Source organism: Streptomyces sp. NPDC127177 (genome assembly GCF_042672475.1).
Taxonomy (GTDB): domain Bacteria; phylum Actinomycetota; class Actinomycetes; order Streptomycetales; family Streptomycetaceae; genus Streptomyces.
The window spans coordinates 1-19,385 of the sequence record NZ_JBHXUW010000095.1 but is presented as its reverse complement, the minus strand read 5'-3'; the positions used below and the strand labels follow the sequence as shown (position 1 = coordinate 19,385).

General features: G+C 72.9%; 3 protein-coding genes and 2 pseudogenes. All 5 read left to right on the top strand.

The window, feature by feature from the left end:
* The first annotated feature begins 78 nt into the window (after nucleotides 1-78).
* Nucleotides 79-8,109: a type I polyketide synthase gene (locus ACFVJX_RS34595; RefSeq protein WP_385746615.1), complete on the top strand. Its 8,031-nt coding sequence runs from the start codon at nucleotides 79-81 to the stop codon at nucleotides 8,107-8,109.
* 162 nt (nucleotides 8,110-8,271) lie between these two features.
* Entirely contained in the window at nucleotides 8,272-13,143 is a 4,872-nt protein-coding gene (locus ACFVJX_RS34590; RefSeq protein WP_384136276.1) for a type I polyketide synthase, read from the top strand.
* An 87-nt stretch (nucleotides 13,144-13,230) separates the two neighbouring features.
* Nucleotides 13,231-15,057 (top strand): annotated as a pseudogene (locus tag ACFVJX_RS34585) (type I polyketide synthase); the annotation flags it as partial.
* Nucleotides 15,046-16,863, top strand: a pseudogene (locus ACFVJX_RS34580) (acyltransferase domain-containing protein); the annotation flags it as partial. The pseudogenes ACFVJX_RS34585 and ACFVJX_RS34580, both read left to right, overlap by 12 nt.
* Nucleotides 16,846-19,385 (top strand): type I polyketide synthase (locus ACFVJX_RS34575; RefSeq protein ID WP_385746618.1); only part of this gene is annotated, 2,540 nt, incomplete at its 3' end. The pseudogene ACFVJX_RS34580 and the gene ACFVJX_RS34575, both read left to right, overlap by 18 nt.

Here is a 19,385-nt window from a genome sequence, read left to right as displayed (position 1 = left end):
TGGGCCGGGTTCTACGAGGGTTCGGGTGCTCGCCGTGTCGATCTGCCGACTTATGCCTTCCAGCGTGAGCGGTACTGGATGGAGTCGGAGCTCGGTGGCAACGACCCCGGCCAACTCGGCCTGGGCTCCACCGACCACCCACTCCTCGGCGCGGCGCTCACTCTTCCCGGTGCGGACGGGCCCGTACTGACGGGTCGGCTTTCCCTCGACAGTCAGCCGTGGCTTGCCGACCACCGGATGGGCGCGGCCGTACTGTTTCCGGGGTCGGGCCTGGTGGAGCTGGCGCTCTGCGCCGGCGCGCAGGTCGGTTGCGACGTGCTCGACGAGCTGACCCTGCAGGCGCCCCTGGTGCTTCCGCCCCACGGCGGCGTTCAGGTCCGGGTCCTGGTCGGGGCCGATGACGGCACCGGTGCCAGAGGCGTCGCCGTGCACGCGCGGCACGAGGACGACGAAGTGGGCGAGGCGCCCTGGACCCTGCACGCCGACGGTGTGCTGCTGCCGGACGCGGCGGCACCCGCCCCCGGCACCACCAGCTGGCCCCCGGAGGGTGCCGTACCTCTCGAACTGAGCGATGTCTACGGGCGGTTGGACGACCAGGGGTATGGCTACGGCCCAGCGTTCCAGGGGCTCGTCGCGGCCTGGCGGCGTGGCGACGAGATCTTCGCGGAGGTGGCCCTGCCCGAGGCGGAGGCAGCCGGTGCCGAGCGCTTCGGCCTGCACCCCGCCCTCCTCGACGCCGCACTGCACGCCTCACTCCTGGACGGGTCCGAAGCGATGCCCGGCGACGAGGGGAAGACGCGGCTTCCCCTCGCTTGGAAGGGCGTCCGTCTCCACGCGACCGGTGCATCCGGACTCCGGGTGCGGATCGCACCATCAGGCGCCGACAGCATCACGGTGGACGGTGCCGACACGGAAGGACGCCCGGTGTTCTCCGTGGGCGCCCTCGTCACCAGGCCGGTCCCCGTCGCGGCCACCGGCGGGACCGCACAGCACGGATCCCTGTACTCGGTACGGTGGACGCCGCTCGCACAGGCTCCCGCCCCGGCCGCGCCCAAGGCTGCCACCGTGCCCTGGGACGACCGCAACAGTGCCTCCGTGCCCGAGGCCGCCGTCCTCGTCTGGGAATGTCCGCCGTCGGCCGGCGACGTGGTGTCCGGGGCCCACGAACTGACGGCCCGCGCGCTCGCGGTCGTACAGGAGTGGCTCACTGAAGAGCGGTTCGCTTCCACCGCACTGCTCGTGGTCACCAGGGGAGCAGTCGCCCTGCCGGGCGAGACGCTCAGGAATCCGGCGTCCGCGGCCGTCGCCGGTCTCGTACGGTCCGCCCAGACGGAGAACCCCGGGCGGATCCTGCTGACCGACACCGGCACCGGCGTCGACACCTTTGCGCACGTCGCCGCGCTGGCCGCCTCCGGCGAGCCCGAGGCGGCCGTCCGGGAAAGCGGTGTCTGGGTGCCCCGGCTGGTCCGCGTCCCTCCCACGCCGCATCCGTCCGATGCCGCGCCACGGTCCCCGTTCGGCGGCGGCGATGCGACCGTCCTGGTCACCGGCGGTACGGGCACCCTCGGCGCTCTCGTCGCACGTCACCTCGTCACCGTTCACGGGGTCAGGCGTCTCGTCCTCACCGGCCGCCGCGGACCGGACGCACCGGGAGCCGCCGAGCTGCGCGCCGAGCTTGTGGGCCTGGGCGCCGATGTCACCGTCGCAGCGTGCGACCTCGCCGACCGGGAGGCCGTCCGCGCCCTGCTGGAACAGCACCCGCCGACAGCGGTCGTGCACTGTGCCGGGGTACTGGACGACGCCACCCTCGGCTCGCTCACCGCCGTCCAGCTGGACCGCGTACTGAGGCCGAAGGCCGACGCGGCGTGGAACCTGCATGAACTGACGAGCCATCTGGACCTGTCGGCGTTCGTCCTCTTCTCGTCCGTCGCGGGCGTTCTCGGTAATCCGGGGCAGGCCAACTACGCCGCGGGGAACGCCTTCCTCGACGCCCTCGCCGCCGTGCGGCAGGGGCTCGGTCTTCCCGGCCAGTCGCTCGCCTGGGGCCTGTGGGCCGACGGCGACGGTATGGCGAGCGGGCTGGACAGTACCGACTTGCGACGTATGAGCCGATCCGGTGTGGAACCCCTCGCTCCCGAACACGCACTGGCGCTGCTGGACGCGGCCGGTCAGTCGGACGACGCACTGCTTCTCCCGCTCCGTCTCGACCTCAGGGCCCTGCGGGCGGCCGAACCGCCGTCCTCGATCCTCTCCGGGCTCGTGCGCCGCAAGGCGCGCGCCGCGTCCGGCGACCGGGCAGGCTCCGCTCAGCAGCCTCGCTCGTCCTTCGCCGCGCTGGCGCCGAAGGAGCGGCTGCGGGCCCTGCTCGACCTCGTGCGGGCCCAAGTGGCAGCCGTGCTCGGCCACGGGGCGGCGGCCGACGTGGCACCCGACCGGGCCTTCACCGAGATCGGTTTCGACTCCCTGACCGCGATGGAGCTGCGCAACCAGCTTGCCTCCGCCACCGGGATGCGACTGCCCGCCACTCTGGTGTTCGACCACCCCAACGCCCGTGCCGTAGCCGGACACCTGGGCTCCTTGTTCGCGGGGGACAGCACCACCGCAGCCGTTGCGGTCGCCGCGCCGTCCGCCGACGACGACCCCGTCGTCATCGTCTCCATGGCCTGCCGCTACCCGGGCGGGGTGCGCTCGCCCGAGGACCTGTGGCGGCTCGTCGACGACGGAGTCGATGCCATCACCGAGTTCCCCAGCAACCGGGGCTGGGACCTGGAGCGGCTCTACGACCCCGAGTCCACCCGGCCCGGCACCTGCTACGTACGCCACGGGGGATTCCTGCACGACGCCGCAGACTTCGACCCCGGATTCTTCGGGATCAGCCCGAACGACGCACTGACCAGCGACCCGCAGCACCGGCTGATGCTGGAGGTCGCGTGGGAGGCGATGGAGCGGGCGACGATCGATCCACTGTCGCTCAAGGGCACCGCGACCGGTGTCTTCACCGGCACGATGTACCACGACTACGCGGGCAACAGCGCCGCCGGATCGCTCGGCCCCGGCCGCGTCTCGTACACCTTCGGTCTCGAAGGGCCCTCGCTGGCCGTGGACACCGCGTGCTCGTCGTCCCTGGTCGCGCTGCACCTGGCCGCGCAAGCCGTCAGGTCGGGCGAGTGCGGGCTGGCCCTGGTCGGCGGTGTGACCGTGATGTCGACGCCCGAGACGTTCATCGAGTTCGCCCGGCAGCGCGGACTGTCCCGCGACGGCCGGTGCCGCTCGTTCTCGGCGGCCGCCGACGGCGCCGCCTGGTCCGAGGGCGCGGGCATGCTCGTCATCGAGCGGCTGTCGGAAGCCCGCCGGAACGGGCACCCCGTGCTCGCCGTGCTGCGGGGCAGTGCCGTCAACCAGGACGGTGCCAGCAACGGGCTCATGGCCCCCAACGGCCCGTCCCAGCAGCGCGTCATCCGACAGGCGCTCGCGAACGCGGGTCTCGGCACCGCCGATGTGGACGCGGTCGAGGCCCACGGCACCGGGACCACCCTGGGCGACCCCATCGAGGCCCAGGCCCTGCTCGCCACCTACGGCCAGGACCGGCCCGACGGCCGGCCGCTGTACCTCGGCTCGATCAAGTCGAACATCGGGCACGCCCAGGCCGCCGCCGGTATCGCCGGGGTGATCAAGATGGTCGAGGCGATGCGGCACGGCGTCCTGCCGACCTCCCTCCACCTCGACGAGCCCTCCTCCCAGGTCGACTGGGAGACGGGCGATGTCTCTCTGCTGTCGGCGCCCCGTCCGTGGCCCGAACTGGACCGACCGCGCCGCGCCGGCATCTCGTCGTTCGGTATCAGCGGCACCAACGCCCACGTGATCATCGAGGCGCCGGCGGCCGACGGAGAGGCGACGACCCCCGACGCCGTAACCGGAACACCCCCGGAGGCCGGGGCGAGGGGGCACGCCGCACCCCCTGTGCCCGTCGCCGCCGAGCCCGCCCCCGCCGAGCCCGTCGCCCCCGTTCCGTGGCTCCTGTCGGCCCGTGACCCCGAGGGCACAGCCCGCCAGGCCGGACGGCTGCTGGCCCATCTGGACGCCCGGCCCGGCGCGAGCACACTCGACGTCGCCCACTCCCTGGCCACCACCCGCACCCCGCTGGAACAGCGCGCCGCGCTCCTGGTCACCGACCGGGCGCAGGCCCTGCGCGACCTGGCCGTGCTGGCGGACGGCGGCACCGTTCCCTCGCTCGTGGCGGCACCGGACACCGGACGCTCCGGTGGCGGGCCGACCGCCTTCCTCTTCTCCGGTCAGGGCTCCCAGCGCCTCGGAATGGGACGGCGGCTCCACCGCCTCCACCCCGTCTTCGCCCAGGCCTTCGACGAGGCCGTCGCGGCGCTCGACGTCCACCTCGACCGGCCGCTCGCCGCGATCGTCGACGAGGACGAGACCGCCCTGAACCGCACCGGGTACACGCAGGCGGCACTGTTCGCCTTCGAGGTGGCGCAGTTCCGGCTCCTGGAGTCCTGGGGCGTCCGCCCCGACTTCCTCGCAGGCCACTCCATCGGAGAGCTGGTCGCCGCCCACGTCTCCGGCGCCCTGTCACTTCCGGACGCCGCACGACTGGTCGCCGCGCGTGGCCTGCTGATGCAGGCGCTGCCGGAGGGCGGAGGGATGGCCGCACTGCGGGCGAGCGAGGAAGAGGTGGCACCGCTCCTCAACGGCGAGGTCGCCGTCGCCGCCGTCAACGGACCCGAGTCCGTCGTCGTGTCCGGCACCGTCGCCGCCGTACGTGCCGTGACGGACCACTTCGAGGCCCTGGGCCGCTCGGCCAAACCGCTGCGGGTGTCGCACGCGTTCCACTCACCGCTGATGGAACCCATGCTGGCCGACTTCGCACGCGTGGCCGCCGGGATCACGGTGGCCGAGCCGTCCGTCCCGCTCGTCTCCACCCTGACCGGACGCGCCGTGAGCGCCGCCGACCTCGCGGACCCCGCCCACTGGGTCAGGCACGTGAGGGAGACCGTACGGTTCGCCGACGCCGTACACACCCTGGACAAGGAGGGCGTCACCACATACCTGGAGATCGGTCCGGACGCCGCTCTGTCGGCCCTCGGCCCCGCCTGCCTGCCCGAGACCACCACCGCCGCGTTCCTGCCGCTCTCCCGCCGTGACCGCGACGAGGCTGCCGAACTGACGGGAGCCCTGGCACTCGCCCACGTACGCCATGTTCCGGTCGACTGGGCGGAGTTCTTCGCCGGCAGCGGAGCGAACCGCGTCGACCTGCCGACGTACGCGTTCCGCCGCGAGCCGTTCTGGGCGCTCCCCGAACGGTCCGGGGCCGACCTGACCGCCGCCGGGCTCGGCGGCACGGAACACCCGCTGCTCGGCGCGGTCGTGGCGCTCCCCGACGGCGGTGCCGTTCTGACCGGCAGGCTGAACCGCTCCGAACTGCCCTGGCTCGACGACCACGACCTGCTGGGGACGCCCGTCCTGCCGGCCGCGGCATTCGCCGACCTCGCGCTGAGCGCCGGAACGGAGACGGGCTGCTCCCGTCTGGACGAGCTGACCGTGACGGCGCAGCTGCCGCTGCCGGCCGCCCCCGGAGCCGCCCTGCGGGTCACCGTCGGAGCACACACGGACGACGGCCGCCGTACGGTCGACATCCACTCGCGGACACAGGGTTCGGTGCCGGAAGGTGACGACGCGGCCTGGATCCTGCATGCGCGGGGCGTACTCGCCCCGCCGTCCGCCGAACCGTCCGAGGCGACGACCGCGTGGCCGCCGCCCGGCGCCACCCCGGTGGACACGGGCACCCTCCACGACCGGCTGTTCGCCCTCGGCCATGGACACGGCCCGGCCTTCCGCACCCTCGACGCCGCCTGGCGGCGCGGTGACGAGCTCTTCGGTGTCGCCGTGCTCGACGAGAGCGAGGCCCGCGAGCCGTGCGCGCTGCACCCGGCGCTGCTCGACGCCGCCGTCCAGCTGGCCCGCTTCGGGGCCTCGACAGGCGGCGCGGAGACAGCCGACGAGGCGCCGCCGCTGACCCCCGGGACCTGGACCGGCGTACAGGTGCACCGCACCGGCGCGACCGAACTGCGGATACGGGTCCGGCCGACCGGCCCGGACCGTGCGTCCTTCGACCTCGCGGACGGCCAGGGGCGGCCCGTACTGACCGTCGAGGACATCGCCTGGAAGCCGGTGGACCCGGCCGAACTGACCGCAGGCGCACCCATCGGCGCGCTGTACCGGCTGGAGTGGACGCCCGCGCCCGTGGACATCGCCGACCTCGGATCACGGACCGCCGTGCTCTCCGCCGCCGGCCCCCTGGACGACCCGCGCACCGGCCTCCCCTTCCCCGCCTTCGACCCGCGCGACCCGGGGGACGGGGACGCCCCCGACTTCGTCCTGCTGCCCCTGGCCGGACCGGCCGCCGGCGCCACCGCCGACGTACCGGACGCCGTGCGCACGCACAGCGCCGAAGTCCTGGAACACATGCGGGAGTTCCTCTGCCACGTGCCGGACGGATACGGGCCCAGGCTGGTCGTCGTCACCCGGTACGCCGTCGCGGCCGGGGACGAGGCACCGGACGTGCGGCACGCCGCGGTGTGGGGCCTCGTCCGGGCGGCACAGAGCGAGCATCCCGGACGGTTCGTCCTCGCCGACGTGGACGGGCTGGACACCTCGGCGAGCACCCTGCCGGACGCCCTCGCCACCGGCGCGGACGAACTCGCCGTCCGGGGCGGCACCGTACTCCTCCCGAGGCTGGCCCCGGCAGAACCGGGCGGCGAGGCGGGCGCCGTCCGCGCCGGAGGAACAGTGCTCGTCACCGGTGGACTCTCCGCGGCGGGCGCCGGACTGGTCCGCCACATAGTCGCCTCGCACGGAGCCACCCGCGTCCTCGTCGCCGGCGGCGCCACCGCACCCGGAGCCACGGACACGCTCACGGACGGCACCGACACCGAACTCGTCGTCAGCGGCTGCGACCCCGCCGACCGCGACGCACTCGCCGCTCTGGTGGCCCGCCTCCAAGGCAGCAGCCGGCCGCTCACCGCCGTCGTCCACACGGGCCCATCCGGGGAGAACACCCCGGTCGGCGAACTCACCCCGCACCTCATCGACGAAGCCCTGCACCGGCATGCCGAAGCCGCCTGGAACCTGCACGGACTCACCACGGACCTCGACCTGTCGGCCTTCGTCCTGCTCACCTCGACCCATGGACTCGTCCACGGAGCCGGCGAGGCCCACAACGCCGCCGCACACACCTTCCTGGACGCCCTCGCCCAGCACCGGCACAGCCTCGGTCTCACCGCCACGGCCCTCGCGCTCGGCCCCGGGGCCGCCACCAACGGCCCCGCGGACCTGGACGGATCCCACGAAACCGGTACCGGGCTCCTGCCGCTGACCGCCGAGCGCACCACCGCCCTTCTCGACGACGCACTGCGCACCCGGTCCGCCTCGCTGCTCGCCCTCCACCCCGACCAGGCCGTCCTGCGCTCCCTGACCGGGCAGCTGCCGCCCGTACTCGAAACCCTCGTCCGCGTCCCCGGCCGCCCCGGAACCCGTCCGGGCACCGGCCTCTCCGCCGCGGCCGATCTGCACCGCCGCCTCGCCGGACGGAGCGAGGACGAACGCGGCCGCATCCTGCTGGAGCTGGTCCGCTCACACGTCGCCACCCTGCTCGGCCACCTCACCCCCGAGGCGGTCGGCGCCGACCGGGCCTTCCAGGACCTCGGATTCGACTCACTGGCCGCAGTCGAACTACGCCGCCGACTCGGCAGTGCCACCGGGCTCAGCCTTCCGGCCAGCCTTGTCTTCGACCATCCGGACTCCCGGGCCGTCGCGGCGCACCTCACCGGACTGATCGGCGACGGATCCGACGAACAGGACGCGTCCGAGGCCCTGTTGGGCATGCTCGACCAGCTCGACGCGACCCTCGCCACCACACGGCCCGACGACGCCTGGGACCACCCCCGCATCACCTCCCGGCTGGAAGCGCTGCTGCGCCGCTGGCAGGACACGCACGGCGAGGGCCCCGACCGCACCGGGCACGAGGACGCCGCCCTCGACTCGGTCACCGACGACGAACTGTTCGACGTACTGGACCAGGAGATCGGACTCCTCTAGCCCCCACACCGACAGGCACGCCGGGCCGGACGGCGCCGCCCCGACAGGGCCCTGGCACCCGCCGGGAGCCCCTCCGGCACCGCCCCGAAACTCTGCCCCGTCGCGCACACACCACTGGTCACGGCCCGGACCCGCCCGGCACGGCCGACACCCGCACCGAGATTGGTTGAGGTACAGATGGCAACCCAGGACAAGCTTCGCGACTACCTCCAGCGGGCCACGGCCGACCTGCGGCAGGTGAAGCGCCGTCTGCGGGAAGCGGAGGCCAAGGAGCACGAGCCGATGGCGATCGTCGGCATGAGCTGCCGGTACCCCGGCGGTGTGACCTCCCCCGACCAGCTGTGGGAACTCGTGGCCGAAGGCCGGGACGGCATCACGGGCTTCCCCGTCAACCGCGGCTGGGACGTCGAGGGGCTGTACGACCCCGAGCCCGCCACCCCCGGGCACACGTACGCACGCGAGGGCGGATTCCTCCACGAGGCCGACCGGTTCGACGCGGACTTCTTCAGGATGAGCCCCAAGGACGCCCGTGAGACCGACCCTCAGCAGCGCCTGCTGCTCGAGACGTCATGGGAGGCTCTGGAGGACGCCGGAGTGGACCCGCTCTCCTTGAAGGGCTCCCTCACCGGTGTCTTCGCCGGGGTCGTCTACCACGACTACGCCACCGACGGCGGCACAGGCGGTCTGGCCAGCGTCGCTTCAGGACGCGTCTCCTACACCCTCGGACTCCAGGGCCCGGCCGTGACCGTGGACACCGCGTGCTCGTCCTCCCTCGTCGCGCTCGACTGGGCGGTCAAGTCCCTGCGCACCGGCGAGTGCGACCTCGCCCTGGTCGGCGGCGTCACCGTGATGGCCACACCCACCTCCTTCGTCGGCTTCAGCCAGGAACGTGGCCTCGCCCCCGACGGCCGCTGCAAGTCCTTCGCGGCGGCAGCCGACGGCACCGGCTGGGGCGAAGGCGTCGGCATGCTCGTCGTCGAACGGCTCGTGGACGCCCGGCGCAACGGACACCGGGTGCTCGCCGTGGTCCGTGGCACCGCCGTCAACTCCGACGGGGCCAGCAACGGCCTCACCGCGCCCAACGGCCCGGCACAGCAACGGCTCATTCACCAGGCCCTCGCCGCCGCCCAGCTCACCGCCGGCCAGGTGGACGCGGTCGAGGCCCATGGCACCGGCACGACACTCGGCGACCCGATCGAGGCGCAGGCCCTGCTCGCCACGTACGGTCAGGGCCGCCCCGCCGACCAGCCGCTGTACCTGGGCTCGGTCAAGTCGAACATCGGGCACGCCCAGGCCGCGGCGGGCGTCGGCGGAATCATCAAGATGGTGCAGGCCATGCGCCACGGCATCCTGCCCCGCACCCTCCACGTGGACGCGCCGACACCGAACGTCGACTGGTCCAAGGGCAACATCTCCCTGCTCACCGAGGCCATCGCCTGGCCCGACCTGGGGCGCCCCCGCCGCGCCGCCGTATCCGCCTTCGGGCTCAGTGGCACCAACGCCCACGTCATCATCGAGGAGGCACCGGCGGCCGAGGAGGGCGAAGAAGAGGCCCCGCCCGCCGTGGCAGCCTCGCTGGTTCCGCTGCCGCTCTCGGCCAAGACCCCCGAGGCTCTCAGGGCGCAGGCGGGTCGTCTGCTCGCTCATGTGGAGGCGAATCCGGAGGTTTCGCTGCTGGACGTCGGCTTTTCGCTGGGGACGGCACGTGCGGTGCTGGATCACCGTGCGGTGGTGGTGGGTGCGGATCGTGGTGCGGTGGTGCGTGCGTTGTCGGATGTGGTGGCGGGTCGCGAGTGTGCGGATGTCGTCACGTCTGCGGGTGCTTCCGTGGAGGGGCTCACGGCGTTCCTGTTCACGGGTCAGGGTGCGCAGCGGTTGGGGATGGGCCGTGAGTTGTACGGTGCGTTCCCGGTGTTCGCGGAGGCGTTCGACGCGGTGCTGGCGGAGTTGGATGTGCGGTTGGGTGTGGGTCTGCGTGGGGTGGTGTGGGGTGAGGATGCCGAGCTGCTGAACGGGACGATGTTCGCCCAGGCCGGCCTGTTCGCGGTGGAGACCGCCCTGTTCCGGCTGCTGGAGTCGTGGGGCGTGCGTCCGGACTTCCTGGTGGGGCATTCCGTCGGTGAGATCGCGGCGGCGCACGTCGCAGGAGTGCTGTCGTTGGCCGACGCGGCTGAACTCGTCGTGGCACGTGGCCGGTTGATGCAGGAACTCCCGGCGGGCGGGGTCATGGTGGCGGTGGCCGCGTCGGAGGACGAGGTCGTGCCGTTGCTCGGAGAAGGGGTGGCGCTGGCGGCGGTGAACGGTCCGTCCGCCGTGGTGGTGTCGGGGGCGGAGAAGGAGACCCTCGCCCTCGCGGAGCACTTCACCGCCCTCGGACGTCGTACGAAGCAACTGAAGGTGTCGCACGCCTTCCACTCGCCTCTCATGGAGCCCATGCTCGACGCGTTCCGGGAAGTCGCCGCCCGGATGACGTATCAGGCACCCCGGCTGCCCGTCGTCTCCAACGTGACGGGCCGGCTCGCCGGACCGGACGAACTGACCTCGCCCGACTACTGGGTACGCCACGTCCGTGAAGCGGTCCGATTCCGCGACGGAGTACGCACCCTGCACGACGAAGGCGTCCGGGTTCTCCTGGAGATCGGCCCGGACGCCGCACTCACGCCCATGGCGGCCGACTGCCTGACAGCCGCCGACGACGCCCTGTGCGTTCCCGCCCTGCGCCGCGAACGCGACGAGGTACGCACCCTCACCACTGCGGTGGCCCACGCCCACGCGCACGGCAGCGTCGTCGACTGGAGCGGCTTCTTCGCCGGCCGGGGAGGTCAGCGGACCCCCCTCCCCACCTACCCCTTCCAACACCGCAGTCACTGGCTGGAGCGCACCGAGAGCCCGGCCACCACCGGCCGGGGCGCCGACCCGGCCGGGGCCGCCTTCTGGGAGGCCGTCGAGCGCCAGGACGTCGCCGCCCTCGCCGACAGGCTCGCGGTCACCGAGACCGCGCTCGGAGAGGTACTGCCCGCGATGGCACGGTGGCGCCGCCTCCACCAGGAGCGGGCCGCTCTCGACAACCTCCGCTACCGCGTCGTCTGGCATCCCGTCACCACACCGGCCGCCTCCGCCACCGCGCTCGACGCCCCCTGGCTCGTCGCCGTCGCCGAAGGACAGGCCGATGCCCCCCTGGTCACCGCGATCCTGGCCGCTCTCATCGAACGCGGCGCCTCCCCGCACGTCATCGAAGCGGTCCCCGGACAGAGCCGCGCCGACCTCGCCGCCCGGCTCGCCGCACAGCCGTCCGCCGGCGTCCTGTCCCTCCTCGCCCTCGACGACCGCACCGAACCCGGACACCCGCACCTCACCCGGGGCCTCACCGCCACCGTCGCCCTCACCCAGGCCCTCGCCGACACCCCGGACGCCCCCCGGCTCTGGTGCGCCACCCGGTCAGCCGTCGCCGCCCTCCGCTCCACCGAGCTGACCGCCCCGGAACAGAGCCAGCTCTGGGGCCTCGGCGGCGGCCTCGCCCTCGACCACCCCGACACCTGGGGCGGCACCGTCGACCTCCCCGCAGAACCGGGCCCCACCGACCTGCACCGGCTCTGCGACGTGCTCTCGGGTGCCACCGGCGAGGACGCCGTCGCCCTGCGCGCCGACGGCATCCTCGCCCGCCGGCTGGTCCGCGCCCCCCTGGGCGACCGGACCCCGCCCCGGGCCCGCCCGTCCCACGGCACGGCACTGGTCACCGGCGGCACCGGCGGCCTCGGCGCCCACGTGGCCCGGATGCTCGCCGCCGACGGCATCCAGCACCTGCTGCTCCTCAGCCGGCACGGCGACGCGGCCGACGGCGCCCGCGAACTGGCCGCCGAACTGGAGGCTTCCGGCACCCGGGTGACCCTCGCGGCCTGCGACGTCACCGACCGCACCGCACTGGCCCGGGTCATCGACGCCATACCCGGGGAACTGCCCCTGACGACCGTCGTGCACGCCGCCGGAGCAATGCAGCGCATGGCACCGCTCACCGAACTCACCGAGGAGGAGTTCGCCGCCGTCGGCCACGCGAAGATCACCGGCGCCCAGCACCTCGACGACCTCCTCGGCGATCGCCCCCTCGACGCCTTCGTGCTCTTCTCCTCCGGCGCCGCCGTCTGGGGGAGCGCAGGGCAGGCCGCCTACGCCGCGGCCAACGCCCACCTCGACGCCCTCGCGCACCGTCGCCGCGCCCGCGGACTCACCGCCACGTCCGTGGCCTGGAGCTCCTGGCAGGGCGGCATGGTGGACGCCGAACTCAGCGCCGTGATGGAGCGCATCGGCGCACCGGCCATGGACCCCCACCTCGCCATCGGCGCACTGAGGCAGGCCCTGGAACACGACGAGAGCCACCTGGTGGTCGCCGAGTTCGACTGGTCCCGGTTCGCCCCCACGTACACGCTCGCCCGCCCCCGCCCGCTCCTCGCCGCGCTCGACGAGGTGACGGAGATCCTCTCCGCCGGGCCGGGCTCCGAGGCCGCCGACGCGGACGGCCTGACGGCACGGCTCGCCGTCCTCTCCGTCGCCGAGCGCGGCCGAGCACTCCTCGACCTCGTACGGACGCGCGTCGCCGCCCTGCTCGGTTACGAGACGGCCGCCCAACTCGATCCGCAACGGGCCTTCGAGGACCTCGGTTTCGACTCCGTCGCCGCCGTGGAACTCCGCCAGGCCCTGACCGCCGCCACCGGCACCCAGTTGCCCGCGACGCTGGTCTTCGACTACTCCACCCCCACCGCCCTCGCCGATCACCTGCACACCAGGCTCTTCCCCGACAGCGACGACACCGCGACGCCGATCCTCGCGGAGGTCGACCGGTTCGAGGAACTCGTCGGGGCGCTGGACATCGAGGAGATCCGCAGCAGCCGCATCACCTCACGGCTGCAGACCCTCCTCGACACACTGACCACCCTCCAGAGCGGCGAAACGGGGACGGCCGCCGCCCGGGACTCGCTCGACGACGCCTCCGCCGACGACGTCCTCGCCTTCATCGACCAGGAACTCGGCCTCGCCTGACACGGGCACGCTGCCGGCATCTGACCCAAAGGACTCGGTGAGACCGATATGGCCAACGACGAGAAGATCCTCGACTACCTCAAAAAGGTGACCGCCGACCTGCACCGCACCCGGCGCCGCCTCCAGGACGCCGAGGCCGCCGCGCAGGAACCCATCGCCATCGTGGCCATGGGCTGCCGGTTCCCCGGCGGTGTGACCACCCCGGAAGACCTGTGGCAGCTGGTCGCCGAGGGTCGCGACGCCGTGTCGGGCATGCCGGACGACCGCGGCTGGGACCTCGAACAGCTCATGGGCGACGACGCCTCGCAACCGGGCACCAGCTATGTGCACCAAGGCGGATTCCTGCAGGGCGCAGGCGACTTCGACGCCGGGTTCTTCGGTCTCAGCCCCATGGAGGCGGAGGCGACCGACCCCCAGCAGCGACTCACCCTCGAAGTCGCCTGGGAGGCCTTCGAACGCGCGGGGATCGCCCCCGAGACCCTGCGCGGCGGCCGGGTCGGCGTCTACATGGGCTCCGGCATCCAGGACTACGGAGACTTCCCCGAAGGCGTGCCCGAAGCCGTCGAGGCCTACATGGCCACCGCGCGGGCCGCCTCCGTCATCTCCGGCCGCATCTCCTACACCCTCGGCCTCGAAGGCCCGTCCTTCACCGTGGACACCGCCTGCTCGTCCTCGCTCGTCGCCCTCCACCTCGCCGCACAGGCCCTGCGCCAGGACGAATGCAAGCTCGCCCTGGCCGGCGGCGTCATGGTCATGTCGACACCTGCGCCCTTCGTCGCCTTCAGCAAGCAGCGCGGCCTCGCACCCGACGGCCGGTGCAAGGCGTTCTCCGACAACGCCGACGGCACCGGCTGGGCCGAGGGCGCGGGCATCGTCCTGCTGGAACGCCTCTCCGACGCCCGCCGCAACGGACACCCCGTTCTCGCCGTCGTACGCGGATCCGCGATCAACTCCGACGGCGCATCCAACGGCCTCACCGCGCCCAGCGGCCCGTCCCAGCAACGCGTCATCCGCCAGGCCCTCGCCAACGCACGCGTACCCGGCGCCCATGTCGACGTCGTCGAGGCGCACGGCACCGGCACCACACTCGGCGACCCGATCGAGGCACAGGCCCTGCTCGCCACCTACGGACAGGACCGCACCGCCGAGCAGCCGCTGCGGCTGGGCTCGCTCAAGGCAAACATCGGCCACGCCCAGGCGGCGGCGGGCGTCGGCGGCGTCATCAAGATGGTCATGGCCCTGCGCAACGGCCTGCTGCCCAGGACCCTGCACGCCGACGAGCCCTCCACCCACGTCGACTGGACCTCCGGCAACGTCAGCCTGCTCACCGAGGCCGAACCCTGGGAGCGCAACGGGCACCCGCGGACCGCCGGCATCTCGGCCTTCGGGCTCAGCGGCACCAACGTCCACGTGATCCTCCAGGAGGAGCCCGCGCAGGAAGCCGCCGAGGAAAGCGCGACGGAGGGCCGCGACAACGGCACCGGTGCGACCACCGGGACGAGCACGGAACAGACCGGGGGACAGCAGGCCACGAACGGCAGAAGGGCCCCCTTCGTCACGCCCGTCGTGCCGTACCCCGTCTCGGGACGCAGCGCCGCGGGCCTGCGCGCCCAGGCGGAGCGGCTGGCCTCCTTCGTACGGGACGGGGCCGGCGCCGCCGCCCGGCCGCAGGACATCGGCCACGCCCTGGTTGCCACCCGCTCCGCGTTCGAGCACCGTGCGGTCGTCCTCGACACCCCGGCCCCCTCGGGCACGGACAGCGCCGGCGACACCACCCCCCTGCTCACCGGCCTGGACGCACTCGTGGACGGCGCCAAGGCGCCGCACGTGGTCCGAGGCACCGCCACCGGCCCCGCCCAGGTCGCCTTCGTCTTCCCCGGCCAGGGCTCCCAGTGGGTCGGCATGGCCGTCGAACTCCTCGAAAGCTCCCCGGTGTTCGCCGAACGCATGCGGGAGTGCTCCACCGCGCTGGCCCCCTTCACCGACTGGGACCTGCTCGACGTCGTCCATCAGCGCCCGGGAGCGCCCACCTTCGACGAGGTCGATGTCGTCCAGCCGGTCCTGTGGGCCGTCATGGTCTCCCTCGCGGGTCTCTGGCGCGCGTGCGGCGTGGAGCCCGCCGCCGTGGTCGGCCACTCCCAGGGGGAGATCGCCGCCGCCTGCGTCGCCGGAGCGCTCTCGCTGGAGGACGGCGCCCGCGTCGTCGCACTCCGCAGCAGGATCATCCGCCAGGACCTCGCCGGACGCGGCGGCATGATGTCGGTCGCGCTGCCCGCCGACGAGGCCGAGACCGTGATGCGCGGCTGGGGCGACAGGCTTCAGCTCGCCGTGGTGAACAGCCCCGCCTCCACCGTCGTGTGCGGTGAGAAGGAGGCGCTCGACGAGATGTACGCCCACCTGGAGGCACAGGGCGTACAGGCCCGCCGGATTCCCGTGGACTACGCCTCCCACTCGGTCTTCGTCGAGGAGATACGCGACCGCCTGCTGGCCGAGATCGCCGAGGTGACACCCCGCCCGTCCACCATGACCTTCTACTCCACGGTCACCGGCGGCCCCCTTGACACCACCGCGCTCGACGCCGGCTACTGGTACGAGAACCTGCGCCGCACCGTGCGCTTCGAGGCCACCACCCGGGCCATGCTCGACGACGGTTTCACCCTCTTCGTCGAGTCCAGCCCGCACCCGGGCCTCTTCATAGCCCTCGGCGAGACGGTCACCGCAGCGTCGGCCGACGCCACCGCCGTCGGATCGCTGCGCCGGCACAGCGGCGACCCGGCCCGGTTCGCCCTGTCCCTGGCCGAGGCCTACGTCCACGGCGCCCCGGTCGACTGGAGCCTCTTCCACGACGCCGCCGGGCCCACCACCCGGGTGGAACTCCCCACGTACGCCTTCCAGCGGGAACGCTACTGGGTCACCGCGCCGACGGGCGCGGGCGATGTGCTGACCGCCGGTCTCGAACCCGCGGGCCACCCACTGCTCGGCGCACGGGTATCGGCCCCGGACACGGACGCGCTCAGCCTGACGGGCCGCCTCTCCCTGGGCACGCACCCATGGCTCGGCGACCACCGGGTGGACGACTCCGTGTTCTTCCCCGGCACCGGCCACGTGGAACTCGTCGGCTACGCCGGGGACCAGGTCGGCTGCCCGGTCATCGACGAACTGACGCTGGAAGCACCGCTGATCGTGCCCGAGCGGGGCGGTGTGGCGGTACGCGTCACGGTCGGCACAGCAGGCCCGGACTCCCGGCGCCCGGTGACCGTTCACGCCCGCACTGAGGACGGCGACCAGCCCTGGACACGGCACGCGACCGGTGTCCTCGCCCCCGGCAGCACGACGCCGGACGCCGCATGGAGCGCGGAGCAGTGGCCGCCGGCCGGTGCGGAGCCGGTGGACCTGGACGGGTTCTACGACACGATGGCGGGAGAGGGACTGCGGTACGGGCCCGTCTTCCGAGGACTGAAATCCGCCTGGCGCGCCGACGGCGACGTCTACGCCGAGGTAGCCCTGCCCACGGGCACGCCCGCGACCGACTTCCGGTTCCACCCGGCGCTGCTCGATGCCGCGTTGCATGGGGTGGCGTTGTCGGGTGCGGTGGGCGAGGGGGCGGCGTTGCCGTTCGCGTGGTCGGGTGTGTCGTTGGGTGTGGTGGGCGCCTCCGCGGCACGTGTCCGGGTCTCGGTGGTGGGTGAGGGCCGGGTCTCGGTGGTGCTCGCGGATGCCGGTGGTGACGTGGTGGCGTCGGTGGACTCGCTCGCGCTGCGCTCGGTGGGAGGGGAGCGGCGCGCGGTGGCCGAGTCGGGCGTGGCGGGGTCGCTGTTCGGCGTCGAGTGGCCCGAGGTGGCGCTGCCCGCTGCGGACAAGTCGGACGGGCTGGTTGTCGGCAACTGGGCCGATCTGCCGAGTTCGTCGGATGTGGTGCCGGATGCGGTGCTGGATGTGGTGCCGGATGTGGTGGTGTTTGATTCGGTGCGTGTTGGTGGGGTGGGGGTTGGTTCTGCGGTTGGTGTGCGGGATGCGGTGTGTGAGGTGTTGGGGGTGGTGCAGGAGTGGTTGGTTGATGAGCGTTTTGCGGGGGCTCGTCTGGTGGTGCGGACGGTGGGTGCCGTGGCGTTGCCGGGTGAGGGTCTGGCGGATGTGGCCGGTGCTGCTGTGTGGGGGCTGGTGCGGTCGGTTCAGTCGGAGAACCCCGGGCGCGTGGTGCTGCTGGACGGTGAGCTCGACGATCTTTCGGACGTGGCCCGGCTGGTGGCACTGGACGAGTCCCAGGTGGTCGTGCGCGAGGGCCGGGCGCATGTAGGACGCCTGATGCGGGCACTGCCGCCCACATCACCCACGAGCGAGGCCGGAGCCGGGGCCGAGGCAGGGTCCGGAGCCGAGGCGGGGTCCGAGCGTGCCGGTGACGGCGATGGCGGGCCGGAGTTCGGATCGGTGGGGACGGTGCTGCTGACGGGCGGCACCGGCACGCTGGGCCGGGTGTTCGCACGCCATCTGGTGGTCGAGCGTGGAGTGCGGCGACTGGTGCTGACGAGCCGTCGTGGTGCCGTGGCCGAAGGCATGCCCGAGCTGGTCGAGGAACTGGCCGGCTGGGGCGCCGACGTGGTGGTCGAGGCCTGCGATGCGGCTGACCGGGAGTCCCTGGCCAGGGTGCTGGGAGCGATTCCGGCGGATCGGCCGCTGGTGGGGGTCGTACACCTGGCGGGCGTGCTGGACGACGGGGTGATCGGTTCGCTGACGCCGGAACGGGTGTCGGCGGTGCTCCGCCCGAAGGTGGACGCAGCACTGAACCTGCACGAGCTCACGCGCGGCATGGACCTCGCCGCCTTCGTCCTCTTCTCCTCCGTGGCCGGTACCTTCGGCAACGCGGGCCAGGGGAACTACGCCGCGGCGAACGCGTTCCTGGACGCCCTGGCCACGCACCGCAGAGCCGAAGGGCTTCCCGCGCACTCCCTCGCCTGGGGCTTCTGGGACGAGGCCAGCGGGATGACCGGCAAGCTGTCCGGCGCCGAACGTTCCCGCATCTCCTCCGTCGGCGGCGTCTTCCCGATCTCTTCGGAACGAGGGGTGGCCCTCTTCGACGCAGCACTGCGGATGGACGGGCCGGTAGTGGTTCCGGTCCAACTCGATCTCGCCGCAGTACGGGCCCAGGGCGACAGCAGCCGAGAACTCTTCCGCACCCTGGTACCGGTCGTCACCCGGCGCAGGGCCACAAACAACGCCGAGGCGAACGGCCTCCAGCAGCGGCTGGCGCGCCTCGCCGAGCCCGACCGCGAGGCCGCCATGCTCGAGGTCGTCCTCGAACAGGTCGCCTCCGTCCTCGGATACGCCTCGCCCCGAGCCATCGAGCCGGAGAAGGCGTTCAAGGACCTCGGCTTCGACTCCCTGAGAGCGGTGGAGTTCCGTAACGCGCTGGCCGATGCCACCGCGCTACGCCTCCCCGCGACCGTCGTCTTCGACTACCCCACCCCTGTCGGACTGGCCCGCCACCTGCTGCACGAGGTGGCCGGTACGGATGTCCCCGCGACGGCCCACCCGGTGATTGACCCGAGCTCCGCCAACCACGCCGATGACCCGATTGTGATCGTGGGCATGGCATGCCGCTACCCGGGAGCCGTCGGCTCACCAGAGGACCTCTGGCAGGCCGTGAGCGAGGGCGCCGACCTCATCTCCGACTTCCCGACGGACCGGGGATGGGACCTGAGGAAGATCTACGACCCGGAGGGCGTACGGCCGGACACCAGCTACGTGGCCCGTGGCGGTTTCCTCGACAACGCCCCCGGATTCGACCCCGCGTTCTTCGGTATCAGCCCGAACGAGGCGCTGATCATGGACCCGCAGCAGCGACTCCTGCTGGAGACGTCCTGGGAGGCGTTCGAGCGGGCTGGCATCGACCCGCTCTCCCTCAAGGAGAGCCGGACCGGCGTCTTCGCCGGAATGATGTACCACGACTACGCCCACAACGCGAGCACGGGCGGTATCGCCTCCGGCCGGATCTCCTACGTGCTCGGACTCGAAGGCCCGTCGATGACGGTGGACACCGCGTGCTCCTCGTCCCTGGTGGCCCTGCACCTCGCGATCCAGGCGCTGCGTTCCGGTGAGTGCTCCCTCGCCCTGGCGGGCGGCGTTGCTGTCATGTCGGAGCCCGAGGTCTTCGTGGAGTTCAGTCGTCAGCGTGGGTTGGCGAAGGACGGGCGGTGCAAGTCGTTCGCGGGTGCGGCGGATGGTGCGGCGTGGTCGGAGGGTGT